Origin of the sequence: Halomonas sp. AOP13-D3-9 (assembly GCF_052379125.1) — a bacterium.
Classification (GTDB): Bacteria; Pseudomonadota; Gammaproteobacteria; order Pseudomonadales; family Halomonadaceae; genus Vreelandella.
On the sequence record NZ_JBQSYH010000021.1, the window covers coordinates 1 to 25,544 of the forward strand.

Annotated in this window: 29 protein-coding genes; 25 read left to right on the forward strand and 4 right to left on the reverse strand. The window is 54.2% G+C overall.

Annotation, left to right across the window (positions count from 1 at the left end):
* From ACT3UM_RS20180 to ACT3UM_RS20280, 21 genes are all read left to right on the forward strand, one after another.
* Positions 1–178, forward strand: a 178-nt coding sequence (locus ACT3UM_RS20180; protein WP_498901951.1) for a DUF4276 family protein, incomplete at its 5' end; no start/stop codon positions are given.
* Positions 179–201: 23 nt separating this feature from the next.
* Positions 202–528 (forward strand): hypothetical protein, encoded by a 327-nt coding sequence (locus ACT3UM_RS20185; RefSeq protein ID WP_498901854.1) that lies wholly within the window; start codon positions 202–204, stop codon positions 526–528.
* A 1-nt stretch (position 529) separates the two neighbouring features.
* Entirely contained in the window at positions 530–628 is a 99-nt protein-coding gene (locus ACT3UM_RS20190) for a hypothetical protein (RefSeq protein WP_498901855.1), read from the forward strand.
* Between the two features lie 96 nt (positions 629–724).
* Entirely contained in the window at positions 725–1,351 is a 627-nt protein-coding gene (locus tag ACT3UM_RS20195) for a LysE family translocator (RefSeq protein ID WP_498901857.1), read from the forward strand.
* Between the two features lie 53 nt (positions 1,352–1,404).
* Positions 1,405–1,992 (forward strand): O-methyltransferase, encoded by a 588-nt coding sequence (locus ACT3UM_RS20200; RefSeq protein ID WP_498901859.1) that lies wholly within the window; start codon positions 1,405–1,407, stop codon positions 1,990–1,992.
* Positions 1,993–2,079: 87 nt separating this feature from the next.
* On the forward strand, positions 2,080–2,583 hold the full coding sequence (locus ACT3UM_RS20205) for an arsinothricin resistance N-acetyltransferase ArsN1 family B (RefSeq protein ID WP_498901862.1): 504 nt from the start codon (positions 2,080–2,082) through the stop codon (positions 2,581–2,583).
* Positions 2,584–2,714: 131 nt separating this feature from the next.
* Complete coding sequence (locus tag ACT3UM_RS20210; protein WP_498901864.1) at positions 2,715–3,935, forward strand: winged helix-turn-helix domain-containing protein; 1,221 nt, start codon at positions 2,715–2,717, stop codon at positions 3,933–3,935.
* 217 nt (positions 3,936–4,152) lie between these two features.
* Positions 4,153–4,848: a hypothetical protein gene (locus ACT3UM_RS20215; protein ID WP_498901866.1), complete on the forward strand. Its 696-nt coding sequence runs from the start codon at positions 4,153–4,155 to the stop codon at positions 4,846–4,848.
* A gap of 173 nt (positions 4,849–5,021) precedes the next feature.
* Positions 5,022–6,059 (forward strand): hypothetical protein, encoded by a 1,038-nt coding sequence (locus tag ACT3UM_RS20220; RefSeq protein ID WP_498901868.1) that lies wholly within the window; start codon positions 5,022–5,024, stop codon positions 6,057–6,059.
* A gap of 18 nt (positions 6,060–6,077) precedes the next feature.
* Positions 6,078–6,875: a M48 family metallopeptidase gene (locus ACT3UM_RS20225; protein ID WP_498901870.1), complete on the forward strand. Its 798-nt coding sequence runs from the start codon at positions 6,078–6,080 to the stop codon at positions 6,873–6,875.
* A 70-nt stretch (positions 6,876–6,945) separates the two neighbouring features.
* Positions 6,946–7,347 (forward strand): DUF2784 domain-containing protein, encoded by a 402-nt coding sequence (locus ACT3UM_RS20230; protein WP_498901872.1) that lies wholly within the window; start codon positions 6,946–6,948, stop codon positions 7,345–7,347.
* A 51-nt stretch (positions 7,348–7,398) separates the two neighbouring features.
* Positions 7,399–8,769 (forward strand): CHAD domain-containing protein, encoded by a 1,371-nt coding sequence (locus ACT3UM_RS20235; protein WP_498901874.1) that lies wholly within the window; start codon positions 7,399–7,401, stop codon positions 8,767–8,769.
* Positions 8,770–8,841: 72 nt separating this feature from the next.
* Positions 8,842–9,048, forward strand: coding sequence for a ParD-like family protein (locus ACT3UM_RS20240; RefSeq protein ID WP_498901876.1), 207 nt, complete (start codon positions 8,842–8,844; stop codon positions 9,046–9,048).
* Positions 9,041–9,832, forward strand: coding sequence for a type I methionyl aminopeptidase (gene map / locus ACT3UM_RS20245; RefSeq protein WP_498901878.1), 792 nt, complete (start codon positions 9,041–9,043; stop codon positions 9,830–9,832). Before ACT3UM_RS20240 ends, map begins: the two co-directional genes overlap by 8 nt.
* 197 nt (positions 9,833–10,029) lie before the next feature.
* The gene (locus ACT3UM_RS20250; protein ID WP_498901879.1) at positions 10,030–11,343 is read left to right on the forward strand and encodes a S8 family serine peptidase; all 1,314 of its coding nucleotides are present in this window, start codon (positions 10,030–10,032) and stop codon (positions 11,341–11,343) included.
* Between the two features lie 69 nt (positions 11,344–11,412).
* Positions 11,413–11,652, forward strand: coding sequence for a hypothetical protein (locus tag ACT3UM_RS20255; RefSeq protein ID WP_035578737.1), 240 nt, complete (start codon positions 11,413–11,415; stop codon positions 11,650–11,652).
* Positions 11,653–12,278: 626 nt separating this feature from the next.
* Complete coding sequence (locus tag ACT3UM_RS20260; protein ID WP_498901880.1) at positions 12,279–13,373, forward strand: GGDEF domain-containing protein; 1,095 nt, start codon at positions 12,279–12,281, stop codon at positions 13,371–13,373.
* Between the two features lie 127 nt (positions 13,374–13,500).
* Positions 13,501–14,097 carry a LemA family protein gene (locus ACT3UM_RS20265; protein WP_498901952.1) on the forward strand — a complete coding sequence of 199 codons (597 nt, stop codon included), beginning with the start codon at positions 13,501–13,503 and terminating at the stop codon, positions 14,095–14,097.
* Positions 14,098–14,115: 18 nt separating this feature from the next.
* Positions 14,116–16,071 carry a M48 family metallopeptidase gene (locus tag ACT3UM_RS20270; protein ID WP_498901881.1) on the forward strand — a complete coding sequence of 652 codons (1,956 nt, stop codon included), beginning with the start codon at positions 14,116–14,118 and terminating at the stop codon, positions 16,069–16,071.
* A gap of 31 nt (positions 16,072–16,102) precedes the next feature.
* On the forward strand, positions 16,103–16,645 hold the full coding sequence (locus tag ACT3UM_RS20275) for a GrpB family protein (RefSeq protein ID WP_498901882.1): 543 nt from the start codon (positions 16,103–16,105) through the stop codon (positions 16,643–16,645).
* A gap of 72 nt (positions 16,646–16,717) precedes the next feature.
* Positions 16,718–17,353 carry a LysE family translocator gene (locus ACT3UM_RS20280; protein ID WP_498901883.1) on the forward strand — a complete coding sequence of 212 codons (636 nt, stop codon included), beginning with the start codon at positions 16,718–16,720 and terminating at the stop codon, positions 17,351–17,353.
* Positions 17,354–17,425: 72 nt separating this feature from the next.
* Here the strand turns inward: ACT3UM_RS20280 and ACT3UM_RS20285 are convergent, their stop codons facing one another.
* On the reverse strand, positions 17,426–18,127 hold the full coding sequence (locus ACT3UM_RS20285) for an FMN-dependent NADH-azoreductase (RefSeq protein WP_498901884.1): 702 nt from the start codon (positions 18,125–18,127) through the stop codon (positions 17,426–17,428).
* Positions 18,128–18,246: 119 nt separating this feature from the next.
* Between ACT3UM_RS20285 and ACT3UM_RS20290 the strand changes: the two genes are divergently transcribed.
* Positions 18,247–19,152, forward strand: a complete 906-nt coding sequence (locus tag ACT3UM_RS20290) for a LysR substrate-binding domain-containing protein (RefSeq protein WP_498901885.1) — start codon at positions 18,247–18,249, stop codon at positions 19,150–19,152.
* Between the two features lie 47 nt (positions 19,153–19,199).
* A complete protein-coding gene (locus ACT3UM_RS20295; RefSeq protein ID WP_498901886.1) occupies positions 19,200–19,715 on the forward strand; it encodes an MgtC/SapB family protein in 516 nt (171 codons plus the stop codon).
* Positions 19,716–19,771: 56 nt separating this feature from the next.
* Here ACT3UM_RS20295 and ACT3UM_RS20300 read toward each other — a convergent pair whose 3' ends face one another.
* Positions 19,772–20,128: an Atu4866 domain-containing protein gene (locus ACT3UM_RS20300; RefSeq protein WP_498901887.1), complete on the reverse strand. Its 357-nt coding sequence runs from the start codon at positions 20,126–20,128 to the stop codon at positions 19,772–19,774.
* Positions 20,129–20,186: 58 nt separating this feature from the next.
* On the reverse strand, positions 20,187–20,927 hold the full coding sequence (locus ACT3UM_RS20305) for an SDR family oxidoreductase (protein WP_498901888.1): 741 nt from the start codon (positions 20,925–20,927) through the stop codon (positions 20,187–20,189).
* A gap of 209 nt (positions 20,928–21,136) precedes the next feature.
* Between ACT3UM_RS20305 and ACT3UM_RS20310 the strand changes: the two genes are divergently transcribed.
* On the forward strand, positions 21,137–22,081 hold the full coding sequence (locus tag ACT3UM_RS20310; RefSeq protein WP_498901889.1) for an AraC family transcriptional regulator: 945 nt from the start codon (positions 21,137–21,139) through the stop codon (positions 22,079–22,081).
* 21 nt (positions 22,082–22,102) lie between these two features.
* On the opposite strand, the gene ACT3UM_RS20315 is transcribed toward ACT3UM_RS20310, so the two are convergent.
* Positions 22,103–24,052, reverse strand: coding sequence for a DNA topoisomerase III (locus tag ACT3UM_RS20315; protein WP_498901890.1), 1,950 nt, complete (start codon positions 24,050–24,052; stop codon positions 22,103–22,105).
* 165 nt (positions 24,053–24,217) lie between these two features.
* Here ACT3UM_RS20315 and ACT3UM_RS20320 point away from each other — a divergent pair, with 165 nt between their 5' ends.
* Positions 24,218–25,459, forward strand: coding sequence for an ABC1 kinase family protein (locus ACT3UM_RS20320; protein WP_498901891.1), 1,242 nt, complete (start codon positions 24,218–24,220; stop codon positions 25,457–25,459).
* Positions 25,460–25,544: the final 85 nt, after the last annotated feature.

Below are 25,544 nucleotides of genomic sequence, written 5' to 3' on the forward strand. Positions count from 1 at the left end.
CCCTGTTAGCGCACCCAGTAAGCGTATTGAGGCATTGATGGCGGACTATCAAAAACCACTGATGGGAAGCTTAGCGGCTTTGGAAGTTGGTTTGGACGTAATGCGTGAAAAATGCAGCCTGTTTGACGCCTGGTTGCAGCAACTGGAAGCGTTGGATGTAAATAAAAACACTGGGTGAGTAATCTTATTTTAAGGAAATGTATGCCTAACCAGAAATCACCCATAATCAAGATCCACGCCACGCTAGTGGAAAAGATCAACTTTGCCTGCCATCAAAGTGCGTTTGCGGTACTGCGGGAGTTGCAGATTGAGAACCTGAATGAAGAGCGGGCTCTCTCTGATCTTACCGTGACGTTGGCGGCGTCTCCTGGGTTTGTGAAGCAGAAGACCTGGACGGTGGATCGGTTGGCAGCGGGTGGGCTGCTCGCATTGAAAGATCGGGATCTTGAGTTAGACGGTGGTTTCCTGTTTGGGCTAACGGAATCTACGCCAGGGCGTATTGGAAGGGTTGGGCTGGACGCTGTTTAGAGTGTGGTCAACCGACTGGTGGATAAATCGGGCTAAGGCGCTAGAGCTGTTAGATGCAGCGTTAACGCAGCAGCTGGAAAAGGCGCTAGCAAACGACTAAGCATTAAAAGATGACCTAATAAGCGCCTCGCAGCGCATTCCAATCATTGTTGAGCTTATGCTAACTTAGCATTAACAACCTGTGAGGTAGCTTTCCATGTCTATTGAAATCTGGTTTGCCTTTGCCCTTGCGTCCATAGCTTTGCTCGCCATCCCTGGGCCAACGATTTTGACCGTGGTCAGCTACTCTATCGCCCAAGGTAGGCGCGCCAATATTCCGCTTATCGCTGCGGTGGCATTGGGTGATTCAACGGCGCTGCTCTTTTCACTGCTTGGCCTGGGAGCAGTGTTAGCCACCTCGGCATTTTGGTTCACCGTGATCAAATGGATCGGTGGTTTATACCTGCTCTATATGGGCATCAAGCTGTTACGTGCCGGTATATCGTCGGTGCAGCCGGTAACACCGGCGGTATCAGGTTCGCGCTGGAAGCTTTTCACCAATACCTATCTCGTTACTGCGCTTAACCCGAAGGGCATTATCTTCTTCGTCGCCTTTTTGCCGCAGTTCGTCAGCCCGACATCCGATGCGGGGCAGCAACTGTGGATACTTGCGATCACGTTTGTGGCGTTGGCAACGCTCAATGCCACTCTCTACGCCGTGTTTGCAACGTCGGTGCGCAAAATGCTTGCATCGCGCCGAGCGCAGCGCCGCTTTAACTTTGTTGGCGGAACGTTGCTCTCTTCAGCGGGTGTCTGGGCGCTGCTTGCTAAGCGGCCTGCGTAAGCAAAGGCCGGTAAGTTTGGTTATGGCAATGCTGTTCGTATCTGGAGACAAATGTGACTGAGACCCTTCAAAAGCTGCTAATGGAACTTGAGCATTTTGGTCAACAAAACGATGCTGCCATTTCTGAACGCCCAAGACGAATGCTGAATATCACCCGCGATACGGGGGAGTTCCTATCGGTACTAGTTCAAGCAACCAAAGCCCAACGAGTGCTGGAAATTGGCACCTCGAATGGGTACTCCACCTTGTGGCTGGCCCAGGCAGTGCAGAGGATTGGAGGGCATGTTACCACCGTTGAGCTTTCCGAATTCAAGCTGGAGATGGCCGCGAGAAATTTTGCGCGCTCAGGACTCTCTGAGGTCATTACTCAACATCGAGGGGAGGCGGGTGGGCTTCTTGAAAGCCTGGACGATGCCTGTTTCGATCTGCTCTTTTTAGACTCAAAACGCTCTGATTATGTGCAGTGGTGGCCGAGTATGCAGCGGGTGTTACGCAAGGGCGGACTGCTTGTGGTGGATAACGCCACTTCCCACGCAGATGAAATGGCTGATTTTATGGCGCTGGTATCGGCAAGCCCCGATTTCACCACGTGTACTGTAACTGTTGGCAATGGCGAGTTTCTGGCAACGCGGTGCGGGTAACGCTTGCTTAGCGTTAAAGGCGCCCTAGCTGATCCAGAAAGCGGAAGGCGATTTTTTAATCAGTGTACCTAAACCGTCAGAATATAAATGGAAAAAACCATGATTAGAGATGCCGTAAAGGGTGATGCGGAAGCCATAGCGCACATTTATAACCACTACATCGAAAATGCCGCTATTTCATTTGAAGAAAAGCCAGTATTGGGTTCAGACATCCAAGGCCGGATTGAAAACGTTCAGGGGGCAGGTTTGCCTTGGTTGGTGGCAGTAGAAGAGGGTGCTGTGGTGGGCTATGCCTACGCGACAAAATGGAAAGAGAGAAGCGCTTATCGCTTTTCAGTCGAAGTCAGCGTTTACCTTTCCAATCAGGCGCACGGTAGGGGCTTGGGTGCAAAACTGTACGAATCACTCTTTTCCACGCTCAAAGAGGGCGGGATTCATGCGGTGATGGGCGGCATCACGCTTCCCAACCCTGCCAGCGTTGCACTGCACGAAAAAATGGGCATGAAAAAAGTGGCCCATTTTGAAAAGGTAGGGTTTAAGTTCGATCAGTGGCACGACGTTGGCTACTGGCAGCTAAGCTTGAATACCTGATTGTGACTCGATACACAAAAATTAAGGCTGATGTGAGTGGGTAAAGCATGGACAGTACTTGCCGCTTCTAGGCGTGTAGTCATTGGGTAAAGCGCAAACTCGCACTGTTTATGACGAGCTTCGAGGCAAGTATGACAATCACTGAAATTAAACGCCCACAAGAGCTGTCGCGTTTGCGTCGCCTTGCTCTGGCTGCGCAAGGTTTGCTGCAGAATAAGCCTTATGGACGTGGCTTAGTCGGGGCTCGTGAAGCGATTAACCACCTGGGTTATGTTCAGATAGACACCATATCTGTGGTAGAGCGAGCCCATCATCATGTTATTCACTCCCGAGTACCTGGGTTTGAGCCACACATGTTGAACCAGCTGTTGATCAATAAAGACATTTTTGAGTATTGGTCGCACGCGGCTGCATTTTTACCCATTACCGATTTTCGCTTTTCATTGCCCTACAAAAACGCTATCAAAAGCGGGCAAACGCATTGGTTTAGATCACCTGATAAAAAGCTCATGGGAGAGTTGTTGGCTCGCATACGTTCAGATGGCCCGCTGCGGTCTCGAGATGTAGGGGCTAGCACCATAAAACGTGCAGGTTGGTGGGACTGGAAGCCAGCCAAAAAGGCACTTGAACAGCTGTATATGCAAGGCGATCTGATGGTCAGCGACCGCGATGGCTTTCAAAAGACATATGATCTAACCGAGCGGGTATTGCCCTCCCACGTAAATTTAAAGATGCCCTCCATGGAGGAGTTTGCAGCGCACCTTGTAGACCAACAATTGCGCTGCCATGGCTTTGCTTCACTCAAAGGGCTGACTTATCTGCGCCGAAATGCAGGGTTACGCAAAGTTGTGAATGCCCTGGTAAATGAAAGATTCGCGCAGGGCGATTTAGAGAGAGTGAAAGTGAGCAGTGGCGATGTATTTATATTGGAAAGGGGCGCGCTCGAACGCCCCCTTCCTCGTTTGAAAGAGCGCATGTTGATTCTTTCGCCCTTCGACAACAGTGTCATTCAGCGGGAGCGGCTCAGGGCGCTATTTCAATACGACTATCAGTTGGAATGTTATGTGCCCGAAGCCAAGCGTCAGTATGGTTACTTTTGCCTGCCGCTACTGTATCGCGATGCGTTTGTTGGCCGGATGGATTGTAAAGTCCATCGCAAAACCAGCCACTTAGAGATCAAGAATTTATATTTCGAACCACACTCGTTTGATGAACATAGAGTCGTTACTGCTTTTGTGGAAGCCATTGTTCAGTTTTGTCATTTTCAAAAATCTGACTCTGTCTCTTTGAATGCAGTCCAACCTGAACACCTGACGCAACGGTTGCGCAGCGCGTTAAAACCCCTGGGGTGAAAGGATCTAGGCTGGGGTGGGGTATCTAAGCTATGCGTTGCTATTGGAAAAATTTTCCTCGGAGCCATGGCTTCAGGTACATGAATGTGTTGAATGACCGTTTCTAGCCGAATCAAAAACTTTCCTCCATATTAACAACGGGGCAGATGACGGCCTGCTGACGTAGATACGTTAGCTACTATATTAGCGATAACGCTTAAGCGAGAGGATTGCACCAATGACAGGGACTAATAAGCCATCAATGACAGCATTGTTGAGCGATAACCGTGTAAAGGTGGTCTTAGCCATCGCCGTTATTGCGGTGGTCTGGGCCATTGTGGCGCACACCATTGCAGGGTCGCGGGAAGACAGTATGGAAGCGCTCGAAGCGCAGCTGGCTGAAACTGAGCGAGAGCATCAACAGATTCAGGCGGAGATGTCTGAGGTTGAAGCCGCGGAGCTGGACTTGGCAACACTGCAGCAGCGCATGAGCAACCTTGAAGTTGAACAAGCCGAGGCGGAAGCCGCGCTTGCATCGACAAGAGCCGAGATTGCCAACACTGAAGAGGATTTGACCGCTTTACGGGGTGAGCGTGAAACCCGCCAAGAAGAAGTGGCTACCCTTAACGAACAAATAGACGAAAGAGAGAGCATCCTTGAGGAGCTGAATAAGACATACGCTGAGGTAGAAAAAGAGAAACAAGAGGCCGAAGCTGCCCGCGATGCTGCTCAACAGTCTCGTCAAGAAGCAGAAGACTCCCGCAGCGATGTTGAAGCAGACCTTGAAGCGCTCAACACCGAGATTGAAGAGGCCAATGCTCAACTTGCCGCAGTGCGTGAACAGGTAAGTGACTTAGAAAACACGCGTGAAGCACTCACCGTTGAAATCACCTCGCTCAGAGCGATGCGCGCTGAAGCGCAAACGCCTGAGTGATTTGCAGCCTTAACGCATAACCCCTTGCAGCGCAGCTATCTAAACGTATCTTCCCGCTACTTAAACGGGGGGCGTCGACGGTATCTACTTTTTTCGTAGATGACGGTTCGACGCCTTCCCTAAAGCTCTAGTAAGCTGCGACTTACTTTCAGTAGTCGGGAGAATCAATCACCATGACGCACGCGACCATTCTGCAGCAAGGCACTATCCACTGTTTTCCCGCGGGGCTACGCGATGAACGCGGCAAACTTGTGAATGCCGAGGTGTCGGCTGTGCTTTACGACGGCCAGCGGCTGATTTTAGCCAGCGATAAACCGGTGCCGGGGGAGGAGCGCTCGGCGGTGTTTGCCATGCCAATGACCGAAGAAGGGCCGGACGATAGCCAGTTGGAGTACTTCACCACCCCGCTGATTAAACAGGCCGTTAAGTACGAAGATCTTTCCCTCACGGCGGATGGCCGCCACGTGCTGGCGACTACCGGCTTTGATCGTATTGATAACGAAAGCCATGACCTTAACGATTATAATCACCTGCTGATTTGGCCGCTGGGCCACCCTGAACAAGTGCAAGTCGTTGATCCCGACCCCCGGGATGGCGTTGAAGGTTCGCTAGAGCTTCGCACCAAGCTGGATCAAGCGATTGGTTTCCCGTACTACAAAATTGAGGGGCTGGCCGCCATTCCCGGTGAACGCGGCGATGGCCTGCTACTGTTTGGTATTCGTGAGCAGGGGCAGTCCCATGATGATTTCAGCTATGTCAGCCGGATTGTCGGCGCGCATTACGAGATCAGTGAAAGTGGCAACCTGGTATTCATTGATGCAATGCGCGAGCACTACGCTTTCGACCCCGGCAGTCACCCTGCGGTGCGTTACGACTGCGGCCTGTCTAGCCTGGAGTATGACCCCTACCATGGCCGTCTTTACCTGCTCAATAGTTTTGAAGTAGAAGAAGCCGGTGATGAGCGTATTGGCGGGTACCTGTGGGAAGTGAGCTTGGGCGGTTTTCGGGAAGGGCGCGAGCCAACGCTGGTGACCACCCCCGCAGGCTTGCCGCTGGAGTTTGAGCACAAAGCCGAAGGCCTTGCCGTGCTGGATCATGACCGGCTTTTCGTCGCCTATGATAACGACCGGCACCTCGGGCTGGGTAGCGTTGATGAACGCGACGAGCGTCACGCCTGTGAAGCACCTTACACTCTACTGCACGTTTCTTAATCCAGGCGATACCCTTCGATGCAGCGGCGATTTCTGTTACCTCTTTTCCTCTTGGGGCTGCTGATCTCTTTGGTTGGCTGCGGGGAGACGCCTACCGGGCGCTCCCAACTGGCGTTAGTGCCGAACTCGCTAATGGCTGACATGGGGGAAGACGCCTTTAATCAGCTACGCAATAGCCAGCCGATCAATCGCGATACGCAGGCGAATCAATTGGTGCAGTGCGTGGCCGAACAAGTGGTGGCTGGCGCTGAGGCAAGCTACCCAGACATCGCTTTCCCTGCGCGCTGGGAAGTGGTGGTGTTTGAGGATGCTTCCCCCAATGCGTTTGCGCTGCCGGGTGGGCGCATCGGTGTGAATAGCGGCCTACTACGGGTGGCTGAAACCCCCGCCCAACTAGCGGCGGTGATTGGGCATGAGATGGGCCATGTGCTGGCGGATCATGGCAATGAGCGGCTTACTCAGCAGCTTGGCATTAAAGCCGTGTTATTGGTGGTGGGGCTATTAGGAGAAGGGGAGTTTGGTAACCAGCAGCTGATGCAGGCATTGGGTATCGGGGCCCAGTTGGGCATTAGCCTGCCTTTCAGTCGCACCCATGAGGAGGAAGCCGATCTGATGGGCCTTGAGATTATGGCCCGTGCGGGGTTTGATCCGCAGCAGAGCGTGGCCCTGTGGCAAAACATGGCGACCGTAGGCAGCGGCCAACCGCCAGAGTTTCTTTCTACCCATCCCGCCCACGAATCTCGCATTCGGGCATTACAACAAGGGGTGGAAGAGGCCACGGCCAGTTATCGCACGGTTACACCGGCAGAATGTTGAGTTTCCTGAACACCCCTCCAACGCTTGCTGTCGAAGCATAATCAAGCCTCGCTAGTAGGTACGCTCTGTTATGCCTTCCACGCTATTACTCCTCCTCGCCGACGTCATACTCATTCTCCACGTGCTGTTTGTGGCCTTTGTGGTGCTTGGCTTATTCGCAGTGTACGCAGGCTATTTTCTAAACTGGCAGTGGGTGCGTAATCGCGTTTTTCGCATCGTGCACCTATGCGCCATTGGCTATGTGGTGGGACAAGCCTGGTTAGGCGCGGTGTGCCCGTTGACTACGTGGGAAATGGCGCTGAGGGCAGAGGCGGGTACTGCCATCTATTCAGGCTCTTTTATTCAGTACTGGCTGCACAGCCTGCTCTATTTCACTTTGCCGGAGTGGGTGTTTGTGGTGGTGTACACGCTATTTGGTAGTTTGGTGTTGGCCAGTTGGTTGGTGGTGAAGCCTCGTCAGCGCGCTTCCTAATGATGGGCGTATACTAAACTTTGTTCAGTAAGCATGATTGAGAGCCCTTCCATGAGACACCTATACCTGATGCGGCACGCCAAGGCCAAACAGCTCAGTGGCGATATGGCTGATCACCAACGGCCATTGCGGAAGCGGGGAGAACGTCAGGCTGCGGCTATGGCGCATGTGCTGCAGCGCTGGCAAGCGTTGGACGGAGAGGTTTACGTCAGTCCCGCGGCTCGCACGCGAGCAACCTTCGACAAGATCGCAGCGCAACTGCCTGACTGTACCTTGATCCATCAGGATCACTTCGATGAAGCCCTTTACACCTTCGATGGTGAAGCGCTGCTGGCATGGTTGCAAACGCTACCCAACGAAGCCGAGAGGGTGCTGATAATCGGCCACAATCCGGCTCTGGTTGATCTTGCTTGCTGGCTCGATAAGAGGGCGCCACCTTCGCTGCCTACTGGTAGCGTACTGCATTTCACCCTACCTGATACGCCCTGGGCTGCCATGGAGCAGGGCTGTGCGGAGTTGGTGGGTGGCCTGCGTCCAGAAGAGGCGAGTCATGCCCTTTTTCAGCGCCGCGCCCCCAAGCTGCCCGACGACCAAGGCGACATGGCTAGCCGACTCCGAGCCATGCTTGAGCACCAGTATCAACTGATCAGGGCTTTAGAGCCTGGGGTAATCGCGGGCATTGATCCTGAATTCCTGCATCAGTACCGGGTTAACCTGCGCCGCAGCCGAGCACTGGGCGAATCCTTGCGCTCTATTATCAAGGTGCCTGGCCTGAAGAAGCGCCTTAAGCGGCTTAAGCATCGTGCCCAGGCCACCAGTGACCTCCGCGACCTGGATGTGTTTCTAGTGGATCTCGGCACCACCTCACCACCCCTTTCTTCCGACACTCTGGGGGGCCTTCAGCAATGGCTACAGGACCGCCAGTGGGCCCAGCATCAAGCCCTATGCAAGCAGTTAAGTACAACTGAGTACGCTGAGCAGTTGCGGGGCTGGCAGAGTTTTATCGCTTCCGATGATGTTAAGAAGGCGCTCGCCAAGCTCACGCCAAAGCGCATCACTGCGGTACTGGACAAACGTATTGCCCGCCATGATACCGATCTGACAATGCTCTCGTTAGACGCCCCTGATGACGCCTTTCATGAATTGCGTAAAGGCGTTAAACGCATCCGTTATCTGGTTGACCTCAATTCAGACACACCCAAGCCGTTCCTGTCTGAACTGAAGCACCGCCAGCGTCTGCTCGGTGACTTTCAAGATATGTGCACTCGCCAATCCTGGCTGGATGCCTTCAGCGCATGCCCCGATAACGACCCGCAGCATAAGCAGGCGTGTACAAAGTGGCGCGCTTCGTTAGAGCGGCCGAAGCAGGCACTGCGCGAGCAGGTACTGGCGCTGCAGCCTCTGATTAACGTTGCCAGGTAGTCTTGCCGATAGAAGATAGCCAATATATGATCTGTATATGTTTTATATTCACTTCATATATTGGGTGGTGTGATGGGTATCGTTAAGATCAATGACCAGCTGCATGAAGATATTCGCAGGGCGAGTACCGTCATGGTGCGTTCAATCAATGCCCAGGCAGAGTACTGGATCAAAATAGGCATGCTGGCTGAGGCCAATCCAGGTATGACCTTCTCGGACATTATGCGTGAGCAAATGAAGCAAGCCGATGTGGACGTAAGGAAGGTGGTCGGTGGGTGAGGTAACGCTGAAAAGCGAAGAGGAGCTGAGCGTAATGCGCGAAGCCGGGCGGCTACTCGCCTTGGTTTTTAGCCATCTTGATAAGCAAATAGTGCCCGGTATATCTACCATGGCTATTAACGATTGGGCCGAGCGCTATATTGTGGATGATTTGCAGGCTCGCCCGGCCAGTAAGGGGCAATACGATTACCAGTACGTGTTGAATGCATCAGTCAATCATGTGGTGTGCCACGGTATTCCGTCGGCAACACAAATGCTCAAATCAGGCGATATCGTCAATGTCGACATTACCCTCGAGAAGGGCGGATTTATCGCTGATTCAAGCAAGATGTACCTGATCGGCGATGTCACCCCCTATGCCCAGCGGCTGGTCGATAAAACCTACGAGGCCCTATGGCAAGGGATACAAGCAGTTAAGCCGGGTGCCACGTTAGGTGATGTGGGTTACGCCATTCAGCACTATGCCGAAACGTACGGCTACTCTGTTGTGCGTGAGTATTGCGGCCATGGTATTGGTCGGGAAATGCATGAAGAACCCCAAGTGCTACATTACGGAAAGAAAGGCAGAGGCTTGGTTTTGCAAGAAGGGATGGTGTTTACCATCGAGCCCATGATTAATCAGGGTAGGGCCAAGATAAAAACTAAGCGGGATGGTTGGACGGTGGTGACCAGCGACAAGAAATTGTCGGCTCAGTGGGAGCATACGGTTGCCGTCACCTCCTCTGGATTTGAAGTGCTCACACTTCGCGATGACGAGTGTCCGCCTACTGAGATTAACCAATAACGACCATGCTCCATCCTCCTTCGTTTAAGCGCCCTGTATGTTTAAGGATCGTAGCCTGAAATCGATCTGGCGAAGCACATCAGGTGCGTTAAGCTGAAATGGTGGATGTGGCATAGCTAGCCATGCTTTCTCTTGCATGGTGTCTATGATTCATCTATTCCATATCGCTTACCAGCTAAATGAAAAGGATGTCTACGATGGCGAAAAAACCGACAGGTAAAGGTAGAGGCAATACGCCAGCGGGTGAGTCACTCGCCACTGTTTCATGCGGCACCGAAAAATTGCTATTGGCAGCCTTAGAGCGGGGCGGCAGTTGCCTTGAAACCGGGCGCTTTCTGATTAGCTATCGTGAGGGGCGGGTAGAAGAGGGCATTAATTCGCTAAAAGCCCAGAAATTTCGCATCGCTGATGCGCGGGATTTCACCGATCAAGCCGTTAGCCTGGAAGATGCCGGAGATGCTGAGGCAATGGTATTTCCGGAGCTTGGAGTAGCGCTGGTAGGCGGCGATGCCCTACAGCAGCATGGCATGAGTGCGCTGGGTAAGGTAGCCGCGGATAGTCCCATCGAAATTATTGAGCCAGAGTATTTCGCCTTTTCTGAAAATTCTGAATATCTACGTGGTTTTTTGCGGGCAGCCAGCACCATCGCTCGTGATCTTGGCGTTGAGCTGGAGTTGGAAGAAGGTGAAGAGAACCTTGAAGAGGATGCCCTTCGGCCAACTTGGGGGCTAAAACGCTGTAAGGTGCCGCAAAGTAACTGGAGTGGCGCGGGTATAAAAGTCGCCGTGCTGGATACCGGGATGGACCTAGGCCATCCGGATTTCGAGGGTAGGGAGTTCGTTACCCGCTCATTCGTTGGGGAGCCGGTGCAGGATATCAACGGGCACGGTACTCACTGTATCGGCACGGCCTGTGGCCCCCAGGCGCCCGGTGAAAACACACAGCGTTACGGGATCGCTTATGAGGCGCAGGTCTTCGTCGGTAAGGTGCTGACCAACTCGGGCAGCAGTACCGGGGCGGGCGTGCTCGCTGGCCTGAATTGGGCCATCGCCAACCGGTGCGAAGTGATCTCAATGTCGCTTGGCAGCCAGAGCCCGGTGCAGGCCGCCTACACCCATGCTGGTGAAGCGGCGCTGCGTAATGGGTGCCTCGTTATCGCTGCGGCGGGCAATTCAGCAACCAATACAGGGGCACCTGCCAACTCGCCTACTGTGATGTCGGTGGCGTCCCTGGATCCGAATCTGAAGCCTTCAAGTTTTTCCAATCATGGCAAGATTGAGATTGCCGCGCCTGGGCGCGATATTTTCTCCTCATGGCCCCGGCCCTCTCGCCATAAAACGATCAGTGGCACCAGCATGGCGGCGCCACACGTGGCAGGCTGCGCGGCCCTGTGGGCACAATCAGATGCCGCATTGAGGGGAAGGAAACTCTGGGAGCAACTGGTGGCTTCGGTGCAAGAGCTGCCATCACCGGAATCCGGCGTGGGAGCAGGGTTGGTGCAAGCGCCCTAATGTTAGACGATGCGCTGGGCAGGCGCTCCTTTATGGTCGCCCAGTGCTCTTGCTATGGAGATATGCCAGATGCCAACGGTAGCGTTATGGTTGATTACTATTTCCAGCGATCAACCGATAAATGAAATGGCCACGCGCCTCAGCGCTGAAGGATTAACCATCCAGGAGGTGCTGGAGGAGATCGGCTGTATTACCGGCTCGGCTGACGATGCCACGGCGGAACGGCTGAAAAAGATCAAAGGCGTAGTGGATATAGCGCCTGATATGCAGATCGATATGGGGCCACCGGGCTCTGAGGAGACTTGGTAAGTTCAGTCAATATTTCAGGTTATTCGTCATCTAATGTGAATTTAATATTAACCGGCACATTTTGTGCCTCACGATTCAGACAGAAACCATCAAGCACAACTGTCGGTTGTGGAAGGCCGATTCCAGCGAGCGAAGGGTACCGAAGGTACTCCGGTGTTGTCAGGCTGGCAGCCTAAACGGTCGCGAGCTAAAGCTACCTCCCACAGGTCAACTGTCAGACTGTCAGAAATCATTCTATATCGAATGACGAAGAGCCATATTTCAATTGGCTTGATATAAATGTGGAATCTCGGGGCAGATAACGCCTGCTGTACTCATGAACGCCATTACCGATCCTGACCCTGCCGTCACTAAGCGCGCATTCGACGCGATGATGCAGATGAAAAAAATCAACATTGCTGAGATCGAAGCAGCAATTCGCGGTTGAGGGCGGTGTACTAAATCTTCATTTAAGCAAGCGAAATTTCGCGCAGTATTTTAACTTGGCGACTATGTGCACTGAAAAGCGCTGTGTTACAGTATGTAACTTTCCATTAGCCACGCCAATAAAGCCTGCTTTTCCTCGTTTCTCCAAGTGGGTGGTGTAAAGCTATCCAATTTCGAAATAGGTGACGATGAGAAAGCATGTGCTAGTACCTGCCGAATGGCAGGCCGATTATCTGCGTAATCAATATTCGCTTTCGCGTCGACTCGGATATTTGTTGTCTGTTGTAGTGCTGGTGCTGTTACCCGTTTTCACTATTCTGGATGCGACCCTGGTCAGCTACTCTAACGGGGCTTCAGTATGGAAACATGTTCTCCTGCGCTTGCCCTCAGCTATCCTAGCGGTTGTCTTTTTGGTGCTCAATCATAAGAAAGCGCAAGACTACTGGGCCTATCCGCTGCTGCTGACGTTGAATGTTTCAATAGTGGGCATGGTGGGGGCTATGCTCGCATTGCACTATTCGGAGCAGGGCGGGCATCTTCTCTACATCACTCAGGGGCTCACCTTGGCCATCATTGCTGTGGCTACAGCGACCGTCTACGGTGTTAGAGATCTGGTTTTGATATACGGCTTGCCGCTTATGGCAGTAATCGCTTTTATTGTTTTTTCAGGCAGCCCGTTTCCAGATAACCCCATTCATTTGATCTTCATTCCCGCGGCCATGGGTATAGGGGCGGTCATTGCCTTTATGCGTCACCAGGAACACCGGCGCACTTTTCTTGTTAGCCAGCAACTTGAACATAACGCTTTGACCGACGCGCTGACCGGCTTGCCCAACCGGCGCTCAATGCAAACACACTTGCAGGCAGAATGGAGCCGAGCTAAACGCGACGAACAGTGCTTTGCTGTGTTGATGGCCGACTTGGATCGCTTCAAGGCAGTTAATGACCAGTATGGCCATGAAGTGGGTGATGAAGTGCTCACCATTCTTGCTACTCGGTTCATCACTTCGCTTCGCGGTAGCGATCGAGTTGCCCGCTGGGGCGGAGAGGAATTTTTGCTACTGATTCCAAGCGCCACCGTGGAGAGCGCGATGGCCGTCGCCGAAAAGGTACGTCGAGCAGTTGCTGAGCCGACTTTTGCCACCTCAGCAGGCAACTTGGCGGTTACATTGAGCCTGGGTGTTGCGCTTCACCGCCAGACCGAGAGCATTGATGAAGTGATCAGCCGCGCCGACAAGGCGCTTTACCGTGCCAAGCTAGAAGGGCGCAACCGCGCGGTACTGGCAGATCGTTGATGGCATACCAGGTTTTCCAGATACCGAGTCAGCATTGATATATTTTAACCATCCGCTTGCGGTTTTTTATTATCGCCGCGATGGTAAAGTATTTTTCACTGACTAAAGCCTACTTAAAGGAAGAACCATAGTGCTCACTATCATCATCATCGTGGCGATCATCACCGTTATTGCCTTTTACGTCATCGGTATCTACAACCGACTTGTGTCGTTGAAAAATCGCTTTGAGAACGCCTTTGCGCAAATCGAAGTGCAACTTAAACGGCGGCATGACCTGATTCCTAACCTCGTCGAAACTGCCAAAGGGTATCTGAGCCATGAGCGGGAGACGCTGCAGTCGGTCATCGAGGCGCGTAATACTGCGGCCGCTGGGCTAAAGGCGGCCGCGGCAAACCCGGGCAGTGCCAAAGCGATGGCGGACCTGGGTGGCGCTGAGGGCGCGCTGACACAGGCGATGGGGCGGCTTAACGTGGTGATGGAAGCCTACCCGGATTTAAAAGCCTCAGAAAATATGCAGCAGTTGTCAGAAGAGCTAACCAGTACTGAAAACAAAGTGGCCTTTGCGCGACAGTCCTTTAATGATGCGGTGATGCACTACAACACTTATCGGCAGAGCTTCCCGCTAGTAGCAGTGGCGGGCATGTTCGGCCATGGGCAGGATGCCTCGTTGTTAGAGTTTGAAGACAGCGCCCAGATTCAAGAGGCGCCGACGGTGTCGTTCTAAGCTCAGGGAAAACGCGACATGGATTTCTTTACCGCGCAGGATAACGCTCGTCGTAAAACAGGGCGTCTGGTTATTTTGATGGTACTGGCAGTACTCGCCCTGATTACGGTTACCACGCTGGCCATTGCCATCGCGCTGCATTTAATGGGGGAGCAATCCGCTACACAAACCAATCTTTCTGCTCAGGGAATGTGGTCGGCACTCTCGATTGAACTTGTCATTGGCGTTGCTATTGCAGTGTTGGCCGTCGTGGTGCTGGGCGGGCTATTCAAACGCAGTCAGCTAAGGCGTGGTGGCCGGGTAGTGGCCGAAGCCCTGGGGGGACGAGAGATTAATCTTAATACCCGCGATGCTGATGAGCGGCGCATCCTCAATGTGGTTGAAGAGATGGCGATTGCCTCTGGCACGCCCGTGCCCTCCGTTTATGTGTTGGAGGAGGAGAGCATCAATGCCTTCGCTGCCGGTTATCAAACCAATGATGCCGTGATCGGGATTACCCGTGGCACGATTCGTCACCTGACGCGGGATGAGCTGCAGGGCGTTGTAGCTCATGAGTTTAGCCATATTCTACATGGTGACATGCGGTTGAATATGCGGCTGATCAGTATCCTGCATGGCATTCTCATTATTGGCTTATTGGGCGGGACGCTGCTGCGCAGTATGCGCTTTCGGCGGGTGGGCGGTGGAAAGCGCGACAACTCAGGTGCCGTCGTCTTGGCGCTGGGGGCGGTGCTCATGCTGATCGGCTACGCGGGTACCTTTTTTGGCAATTTGATCAAATCGGCGGTCAGTCGGCAGCGTGAATACCTGGCGGATGCCTCTGCGGTGCAATTTACCCGCAACCCTCAGGGGATTGGTAACGCGCTGGTTAAAATCGGCTCGCATACCCAGGGCTCTTACCTGCAAGCGACACAGGCCGCGGAATTCAGTCATCTGTTCTTCGGTCAAGGCGTGCGGCAGGGGTTTAGTCAAATGATGGCCACCCATCCGCCACTTAAAGATCGCATTAAGCGGGTAATGCCGGATTGGAATGGCCGTTTCGAAGCCACTTTGCCCACCCAGCAAACTGAGAGTGACGCACCAGAACCAGAATACAACGATGAGCGGTCTGGCGCGGATCCTACGCCTGGGCCAGGAACCGGATCGGGAGCAATGGCGGCTGTGTTAACCGGAGCCTCTGCACAAGCGGCCATTAACACCATGGGCCAGCCTAGTCAGCGCCACCTTGCCCAGGCTAGAGCAACCCTAGAGGCGCTGCCTGAGCGGATTAAAACCGCCGCCCATGAGCCCTATGCTGCTCGTGCTTTGGTCTATTCGCTGCTGCTCAGCCAGGATAATACAATGCGTCATCATCAGCTCAAGGCGTTGCATCAAGTTGCACTGCCAGATGTTTACCGAGCGCTGATGGAGTATGGCCCGGAAATGCTGAGGCTGGATGTATCATTACGCTTGCCACTGATTGATTTGGTGCTGCCGGCGTTACGGTCGCTCTCGATGGAGCAGGCCCAGCACTTTCGTCTCTGTATGGAACGACTAATCGAGGCGGATGGCCAGGTGACTCTGTTTGAGTGGACGCTATTTCAGCTGTTGTTGAGTAACTTAGGTCAGCAAGGCAGTGGGCCCGCGAACCTCAAGTTAAACGATCTACAGCGGGAGTGTCAGCTGCTACTGACGGTGCTGGCCACCGCGGGTCAAGATGACCCGGTTGAGATAAGCGCCGCGCTTAACGCCGCTGAAAGGGAACTGCCGTTCTCATTGAGGGCCACTGACGATATAAGGGATATGCGAGCGCTCAGCCTGGCCGTTGAGCGTTTGCGGCGCTTAAAGCCTCTGCATAAGCCTGCCTTGTTGCAAGCGATGGCGCGCTGTATTGAGCATAGCGGACGCATTCTGCCTGCCGAAGCCGAGCTGTTCCGTGCCATGGCCGATATTCTCGATTGCCCAATGCCACCACTGTTATCAGATGAGGCATAGGCAACAATTCGCAATACAGGGAACCTCAAACATGGATGAAACGGAATCTTTAAATCGAGCCATCCATGAGGAGGTTGCGCTATTTCCCTATGATCCGACTTGGCCAACACTCTTTGAGAAGGAGCGAGACAGGCTGCTGGCTTTATTTCCAGATCAGTTTTTGGCCATTGAGCACATCGGAAGTACCGCTGTTTACGGTCTCTCGGCCAAACCAATCATCGACATCCTGGCAGGCGTCGCGTCAATGCATCAGGCTGATGACTTACTGGAGCCGTTGCGCCGTGCCAAATATGCGACATCATTAGAGTACAACGCCTCCTTAAAAGGGCGGCGTTGGTTAATGCGATGGGCTCAGGGGCGTAGGACGCACCATCTGCATTTAATGGTGTATGGCAGTGAAGAGTGGCACCGTCGGCTGGCGTTTCGCAATAAGCTGCGTGCTGATACTAAACTGGCGCAACGGTACGAGAAAAAGAAGCGCCTGTGGGCAGTAGAGTTTTCTTCAGACCGAGAAGCCTACACGGCTGCAAAGGGGGGCTTTATTGTCGATGCGCTACTGATGGAGTCCGATTGACATTGCTGTGTAATGAATCTTAGGCCTTTGAGCATGCCACTTTTGACCGTTAAGTAATTAAGGAAAATAACAGTGTTCGACTACTCGCTATTACATTGGATGACATTTCTTACCGCGGCGGTTCTTCTGAACCTTTCGCCAGGGCCGGATATTGCCTACATATTGGGGCAAACATTACGCAGCGGCCGACGGCAGGGATTTGCCGCTATGTTCGGGATTTGGTCAGGAGCGGCGCTGCATGTAGTGATGGCCGCCGTTGGCCTTTCGGCAATTCTGGCGACATCCGCTCTGGCGTTTTCGATTGTTAAATGGGTCGGGGCGGCGTATTTGATATGGCTGGGTGTCAAAATGCTGCTGTCACGAGGCGATCAATTTATTGCAGCAGAAAAGCAGAGCCCCAAGCGCCTATCCTCGGTTTATTGGCAGGGTATGCTGGTGTCCGCGCTAAATCCCAAAGTGGCCGTATTCTTTCTAGCTTTCTTGCCACAATTTATCGTTGAGGGCGCTGGCCCGGCTCAGGCGCAACTTTTATTACATGGCAGCTTAATTATCGTGGTTGCCGCGGTAATAGAACCCCCTTTGGTACTGGCTGGAGCTAAGCTGGGTACTTTTCTGAAGAGCAAACCGCGCGTTGGTTTATGGATGGATAGAAGCTTAGGGGCACTGTTTGTGGCATTGGGTGCACGGCTGGCAGCGAGTGCTAGGTAGATACTTAAGGCACGGATTTCCCGAGTCAGCGATCTCCGTACCTTAGATGCTGGTTGTTCACATCACATAGCTTTAGGCTGGTTCGGGGATTGAAGCGTCCTGGCACGCCACCTGCAATTCATTAACCAGCGCTTCGACTTTATCTACTGCCTCGGCAACGGACGCGGCCAGTAGCTCACCGCCTACTTCCTGGCCTTCGATCGCAATGTAATGAAGGCGGGTAATACCCATAAATCCTAGTGCGGTGGCCAAGTGTGGTTCCAGATGGTTCATATGGGCCATTTCTTCGCCTGGCGCCATATTCACGCCGCCTCTAGCGGTAAGCACAACGGCATGCCTTTCTCGGTCTGTGAGTTTGGGTACGTAAGGGTCTATCGGATTGGAGTCGTCGAACTCCACCGTTAGGCCTGCTCGCACCACTTGATCAATCCATGCTTTAAGGGTGGCTGGCATGCCAAAGTTATATAGCGGCGTGCCGATCACCACAATATCAGCGGCAATTAACTCATCAACCAAGTGATCGCTTTCTGCTAGCGCCTCCTTCATCCAGGGTTCTAGCCGTTCTTCGGGGGTGAAGGCAGACGCAATCCAGTCGTGATTAATAATCGATGGCGGGTTTTGTCCTATGTCACGATAGGTAACCGTGTCTTGCGGTCGTCCTGATTGCCACTGGCTGACAAACTGATAGGTTAGATGGCGGCTATGTGAACCGTGGTTATCTGTTCCCGCAATTCCGGGTCGGGCACTAGCGTCTATGTGCAGAATATGTGTCATGATAGCCTCCTAATCTGAGTTGATCTCATCTATGATTAACAACAGGCTTAGCTTAGGCTGAGCCTTTGAGCCTAAACAAACGATCTTTTCTTGCAGCTATAGATGAGCAGAACTCATTCATGAGCCATCGCCGATTACCCTCTCTTTCGTCGCTTCGCGCTTTTGAAGCGGCTGCCCGGCATGAGAGCGCCAAGCAGGCTGCGCAGGAGCTGTCGGTGACTGCGACGGCCATCAGCCACCAAGTGCGCGGACTCGAAGAGGCGCTGGGTGTTTCGCTATTTTTGCGTAAGCCGCGTCAACTGGAGCTGACACCTCAGGGCCGGGAGCTGCAGCAGGTGTTGGAAACTGCCTTTGATAGCATCAGCAGTGTCGTCGAGCGGCTGAGCGCAGTGCCTATTCGCCAAACCGTTACGCTGTCTACAACACCAGCCGTGGCGGTCCGCTGGTTGCTGCCCTGGGTATGCCTGCTACGCGACTCGTATCCCGATATTGATCTGCGCATTCATGCGTCCCATGAGCCGGTTCCGCTGGATGGGGTAACGGCAGACATTGCCATTCGCTATGGCGATGGCCGTTGGCCGGGGTTGGTAGCGGAGAAACTTTTTGATAACACCTTTGTCCCGGCCTGTAGCCCGCGCCTAGGCCTGCGTGATATAGCAAAGCTGCCTCTGCACCCGTTGATTCATTTTCGCCCTCAGGGAGAAGTGTCTGCGCCACTGAATTGGAGCTTCTGGCAGAAACACGCAAAGGTGCCTGGGTTGGATGTTAGTGCCGGGCTGGTGTTTTCCGATGAGACCCACGCGATTTCTGCTGCCGTTGGAGAGCAGGGCGTAGCGCTGATGAGCCGTCAGTTGATTAGGGATGAATTAGAGGATGAGCGCTTGGTGCAACCGTTCGGCCCGGAATTGGTAGGCAAGCCGTTCTATCTGGTCTACCCGGAAAGTCGCCAGCACGATCCGACGATTCTGGCTATACGCGAGTGGGTAATGGCGGTGCCGGGTGGATTGTGTGCTCAAGCGCACTGACGTGTGGATATTATGGACTATCAGACTGGACGTACAGGAGCTAAACGGTGCCAGAAATCAAAGAGATCATAATCTCCGAGTTTTCGGATTTTAATGACCTGAGTGAATTCATCATTGTGGTGATCCGACTACTACTGGCGGCTGTTCTCGGTGGCCTGTTGGGGCTCGAGCGAGAGCAGCGAGGCAAGCCGGCCGGTATACGGACCCATATGCTGGTCTGCATGGGCGCTGCTTTATTCATTTTTATCCCCGAACAAGCGGGTATTTCTGATTCAGAGATGAGTCGTGTTATTCAAGGTGTCATTGCAGGCATCGGTTTTCTTTGTGCGGGCACTATCATTACTCGAAAAGATGAGCAGGCGACTTCAGGGCTCACCACGGCGGCCGGTATTTGGCTGACTGCCGCCATTGGGGTAGCGGTTGGTCTGGGGCGCGAGCAGACAGCCGTTTTGTGTACGTTGCTGGCCTGGGTGGTGCTTTATCTGGTGCCTTTCTTTTCGCGGCCCATCAGCAAGAAAAAAGCTTCCCACTCAGGGCATGATGAAGATAGTTCCGATGTTTAATGGCTTTGATGTAAGGGCGTTGTTATTTATTGGTAGTGCCCCATTTGGATTGAAAGTTACTCCTTGCGATATAGCACCATACCGGCGTGATACAGCACGCCATCTATAAATTCGCCGTCTGCAGTAAAGCCGGTGTCGTCCCAGTATTCGATATAGTTACCCGTCACCTGATAGCGCCCTTGGTAAGCGCTTTCACGCTCCCCGCGGGCCTCGTCGTAACGATTATTAGCTAAAAGTTCATGACGGATTCGTCCATCTTTAGTGACCCACATTCCAACATAAGGGTGGTCTGCCATAGTGAGATTTCCTTCACTTGTGTCGGTTTGAGCAGAGGTGGTCACTGGAAAAATAGTGATAATGCCAGCGACCACCAGTGCCCGTGTCCAATAAATGGGAGGTTTGGTTTCTTGCATGTGAAAGCTCGTGTGTTCAGGTGCACACCCGAATAGCTCGGGCGTGACGCATGGGGTGTTATTGGCTGGCTGTAGGCCGCACCACGATGTCGCTGGTATCGACGTCATCGGGCTGGTTGATGGCATGGGCTATGGCTGAAGCGATCGCCTCGGGCTTGAGGGCAATCTGGCGGAAAACGTCGATCGCTTTTGCGGTTTCAGCGTCGGTGATGGTATGGGCCAGTTCCGATTCCACCACACCTGGGTAGACACAGGTCACGCGTATATTGTCGGTTTCCTGGCGTAGGCCATCGGAAATAGCGCGAACCGCATATTTGGTGGCGCAATAAACGGCGGCGGTGGGCATAACGGTGAGGCCGCCGATGGAAGAAATATTGATCACCTGACCGCTCTTCTGGGCCTGCATCGTCGGCAGAATGGCAGCAATGCCATTGAGTACGCCGCGAATATTAACGTCGATCATGCGGTTCCACTCATCAACCTTGAGCGCCGCTAAAGGGGAGAGTGGCATCACGCCAGCGTTGTTGATGATCACATCAATGCGGCCATGGGTATTGATCGCGAAATCCGCAAATGCCTGCATGTCTTCAATATTGGTGACATCCAGCGCCTGAAAATCCACTGTGCCACCCTCTGCGCGCAGGGAGTGGGTCAATGCTTCCAGCCGGTCGGTGCGGCGCGCACCAATGATCAAGCGGTGCCCTTGGCCTGCCAGCCAGCGGGCAGTGGCTTCACCGATACCGCTGCTGGCACCGGTTAATAAAACAACTTTAGAAGATGGGGTTGATAACGTCGTCATTGGATAATCCTCTCGGTGGTTGACCTTGAGAAGATTAAGCTGCCATGGCGGGCATCAGTATAGGCGTTCCTATTGCATCATTGCCTAATCCTATTTGATTGTTAATAGCGTGCGCCGCGTTAAGCCACCCAGCATGTATATTACTCTTAAGAGATGCCCTGCGCGGCGAGTTAATTCCGGTGCGGCATGCATATACAGAGGTGGTTAACATGACATTGAAGAGCGATGCTGAGGTTTACCGTAAGATCGTCGAGTGCTTATACCAACTGGCACCCCACGAAGGCTATACCCAGTCGTTATTGGATGGCGTGCGCTTTATGCGCTCTAACCGACCACTGCAAAATACCTCGGTGCTTTACGAGCCGAGTATTGTCATTATCTGCCAGGGCCGAAAGCGTGGTTATTTGGGGAATGAGGTGTATATCTACGATGCACAGCATTACTTGGTGTTATCGGTGCCCCTGCCATTTACGTCGGAAACAGAAGCCAGCCCTGAAGAACCCATGCTGGGGATTGCGATCCGCCTGGATGCGGTAGTGATTACAGAGCTGGTGACGATGCTGGAAGCATCGGGTGGGCCGCCATTAGAGGCGCCGCGTGGAATGCTTTCTAGCCCGCTGGAAGCGTCGCTGGCCGATGCAACGTTACGGCTGCTGAGTGCGCTTGCCTCCCCAACGGATGCGCATATACTCGCCCCTTTTATCGTCAGGGAGATCTGCTACCGGGTATTGACGGGAGAGCAGGGGGGCAGTGTTCGAACAGCACTCTCCCACTATGGCCAATTTGGCAAAATCGCTAAGGCGCTCAACCGTATTCATGCCCACTATGCCGATTCGCTGGAAGTCGCCAGCCTGGCCAATGAAGCAGGCATGAGTGCGCCAGCCTTTCACGTTCACTTCAAGGCGGTGACCCAAACCTCGCCTATCCAATACATTAAATCCACCCGTTTGCACCATGCGCGGCTGCTAATGATACGTGACGGGGTAACGGCAGCCGCCGCCGCTAGCCGGGTCGGCTATGAGAGCCCCTCCCAGTTTAGCCGCGAATTTAAGCGTTTTTTTGGCCGTCCGCCAGCAGAGGAAGTGCGCACTATGAAAGCAAGCCTTGATTTACTGCCGCCGACTCACCTAGTTGATATCGCTGTGCCTCACTGACTTTGAGTCTAAAAATACCCCTCAATTGCTACTCATATACCCTTTACTGCGCTTGCCTGGCTTACTCGAGCGGGTTCCCGTACTTTTCCTTTTCGCATAGCTCTTTCTCGGCTTACCCGTGCGTTTCGGCGGGCTACCAGCCTCTCCCTGGGCGGTTTGCAGGCTCTGCCTTAATTTGGCGGCGTCGCTATGGGTGAGCAGCCCACGTAAGTCGTCCAGTAACGCTTGCTGAAACGCGCCGGGGTCGTCCTGCTGTTCGGAGATCGCCCGTAGCCGCTGCTCCCATAGCGCGGTGCGTTCTGGCGTGCTCACTGCGCTGGGCAGGGCGGCGATTAACGCGCAGCCGAGTTTGGTGGCGCGCAGGGCCTTTTGCTGGCGTACCAGGTAGCCGCGCTGTACCAGGGTTTCGATAATGCCTGCCCGGGTGGCTTCGGTGCCCAGGCCATCGGTGTCGCGCAGGGTGCGGCGAACGGTGGGGTCATCCACGTAGCGGCCGATATTCATCATCGCTTTGATCAGGCTGGCATCGGTGAAGGGCTCCGGCGGGCGGGTTTCTTTCTCTTCCACGCCTGCGCCCAGTGCTTGGCAGGCTTCACCTTGGGTCAGCGGCGGTAGCGGTGGCGTTGCATCGCGGGTGGTAAATAGCGGCTTCCAGCCGGGGTCGAGAATACTTTGCCCACGGGCGCGGAAGGCTTCATTAAGTAGCGTAAATTCTGCCTTTACTTCAAAGGTGCGCAGGGGCCGGTAGAACTGCGCCATGACGTTGCGCACGATCAACCTAAACACATGGCCTTCGGTATCGGAAAGCTGACCAAAATCGGCAGGTTTTCCGGTGGGGGCGATGGCGTGGTGGGCACCGACCTGCTTATCGTTCCAGGCCTTGGAGCGCAACGTAAAGTCTGCGCCATTGAGCCACTGTTGTAGCGTCTTATCATTTTGGCAGGCGCCGGTTAAGCTGCGCTGGGCTAGCTGAAGGTGCTCTTCGGGTAGGTAGCGGCAGTCTGAGCGTGGATAGGTAATCAACTTGTGGCGTTCGTACAGCCGCTGACAAATATCCAGCACCATCTGCGCGGAGAGCCCGTGGCGGCGGGCGGCATCTACCTGAAGGGCAGAGAGTGAGTAGGGCAGTGGCGGCGCCTGGCGTTTCTCCTGCTGGTCGAGCTTGGTGAGCTGCCCCGATGCGCCGGGCAACTGAGCCGCTAAAGCGTCGGCGGGGGTACGGTCAATTAAGCGGCCTTGGTCATCCAGTGGTGCGTGCTCTTTGGGTGCCCACCAGGCGCGCAATTGGCCTTGGGCAACCTTCAAATCCACCCATAGCGGATAAAACGGATGGGGCACAAAATCACGGATAGCGTTGTCGCGGCGCACGATTAAGCCGAGTACCGGTGTCTGAACGCGGCCAACAGAGAGCACGCCGTCGTGGCCTGCTTGGCGGCCGGTGAGTGTCCAGGCGCGGGTTAGGTTAATGCCATACAGCCAGTCGGCCCGGGAGCGGGCCTGGGCGGCCTGAAACAGCGGTTGATACTCAACGTTAGAGCGCAGTTTCGCCAGCGCCCGGCTTACCGCGGGCTTGTTAAGGTCGCTAATTAGCAGCCGCTGCACTGGGCCGCGATACTTCATATGTTCGATGACTTCCTGCACCAGCAACTGCCCTTCTCGGTCGGGGTCGCCTGCGTGCACTACATCCGTTGCTTGCTTTATCAGTTTACGAATTACCGCGAGCTGGCCGCGGGCTTTCGAGCGCGGCATCAGTTTCCACTGTTGCGGCACGATGGGTAGCCGATCCAGCCGCCACTGTTTGTCGGCGGGGTCATAGGCCTCTGGCGGTGCCTGCTCTAATAAGTGTCCCAGGCACCAGGTGACGGTAGTGTCACCACAGTTAATGGCGCCATCCTGGCGCTTGCTAGTGCCCGGCAACGCCTCGGCAATGGCTTGGGCGAGGCTGGGTTTTTCGGCAATTATCAGGCGCATAGCAGCGAAGCCTTCATCGTATCCATCGGTGGCCGCTATGGTAGCAGACGCTCTAAAGATTAGCTGGAGCGGCGCAGGATAATGATGCGGTAAGTGGTCAATGCTGTTAAGTTGTATAAATTGTGTATAAATAATTTGGTGTGGTGAAATTCAAGGGGATAGCCAATGCGTGAGCGAGGCAGGACACGACGATTAATGGGCTTGGGCGCGCGCACCGGCGGCGCGCTGCTGAAAACCCGTTTAGGCGGCCAAGCGGATTGGCGTGCCTTGGGCGAAGCACTGTTCGAGGGGCTTTCAGAGCTTAAAGGCCCGGCCATGAAGCTGGCGCAAATTATGTCCCAGTGGGATGACCTGCTGCCCCCGGATCTCGCTGAGGAGCTTGCCCGCCTGCAGCGTCAGGCCGAGCCGATGCCGTGGCCAAAAATTCGTGAAGCGCTGGTGCTGCAATACGCTGATATCGACTACTACTTCAGTGAAATCGAGGAGCGCCCGTTTGCCAGCGCCTCCATGGGGCAGGTGCACCGTGCCACCACCCATGAAGGTGAAACGGTGGTGCTTAAAGTGCAGTACCCAGGCTTGGCGGATGTGCTGGAGAGTGATTTGATCCAAGTGCGGCGCATTATGCGTTTAGGCCGCTGGTTTAAGGTCCCCCAGGCGCGCTTGGATGCGCTGTTTGAAGAGCTCGCCGAAAGCCTGCGTGGGGAGTTGGATTACCACGCCGAAGCGGATGCCCTCGCCCGCTACCGCGAGCGTTATAAAGATGATCCCCGACTGGTGATTCCTGAGGCGCTGCCGAAGCTCTCCGGGCCTTATGTGTTGGCAATGCGCTATGTTGACGGCACGCCGCTGCGAGAACTGGCAGACGCCGATGATGCGACGCGCCAAGGCATAGCCCAAACGTTAGCCGACTGGATCACCCAAGAGCTGTTTACTTACGGCGAACTGCACGCCGACCCTCACGCGGGTAACTTCGCCGCTGATGCTCAAGGGCGACTGGTGATTTATGATTTAGGGGCGGTTATTGCCGTGCCTGAGGCGCGTATAAACGCCATGATGCAACTGCTCGATGCCACCTTAAAGCATGATGCGATGGGAATGGACGAAGCGCTGATGAAAATGGGCGGGCGCCAGGGGCAGGGCGCGCCGCTGGCGCTGTATCGTGAGTCGGCGGAGTGTATCGCGCCGCTGTTCGAGCCGGGTGAGCAGGACTTTAGCGATGTGCGAGTGCACCGGCGATTACGTGAATTAACCCCTAAAGTGTGGGCAGCGATGGACCGCCTGCAGCCGCCTGCGGATACACTGCTGCTCTCCCGCGCGCTGAACGGCCATTACTGGAATCTGGTGCGCTTGGGCGCGCGGCTGGATATGTATGGGCGTACGCGTCCACTCTTGGAACGAGCCCATTAACGATCAACCGATTGCCGCTGCGGTAGCGCCCCACTGCATGCTAGACTATGTCGCTTTTCAATAGGGTCTTTTATAAGTGGAGACG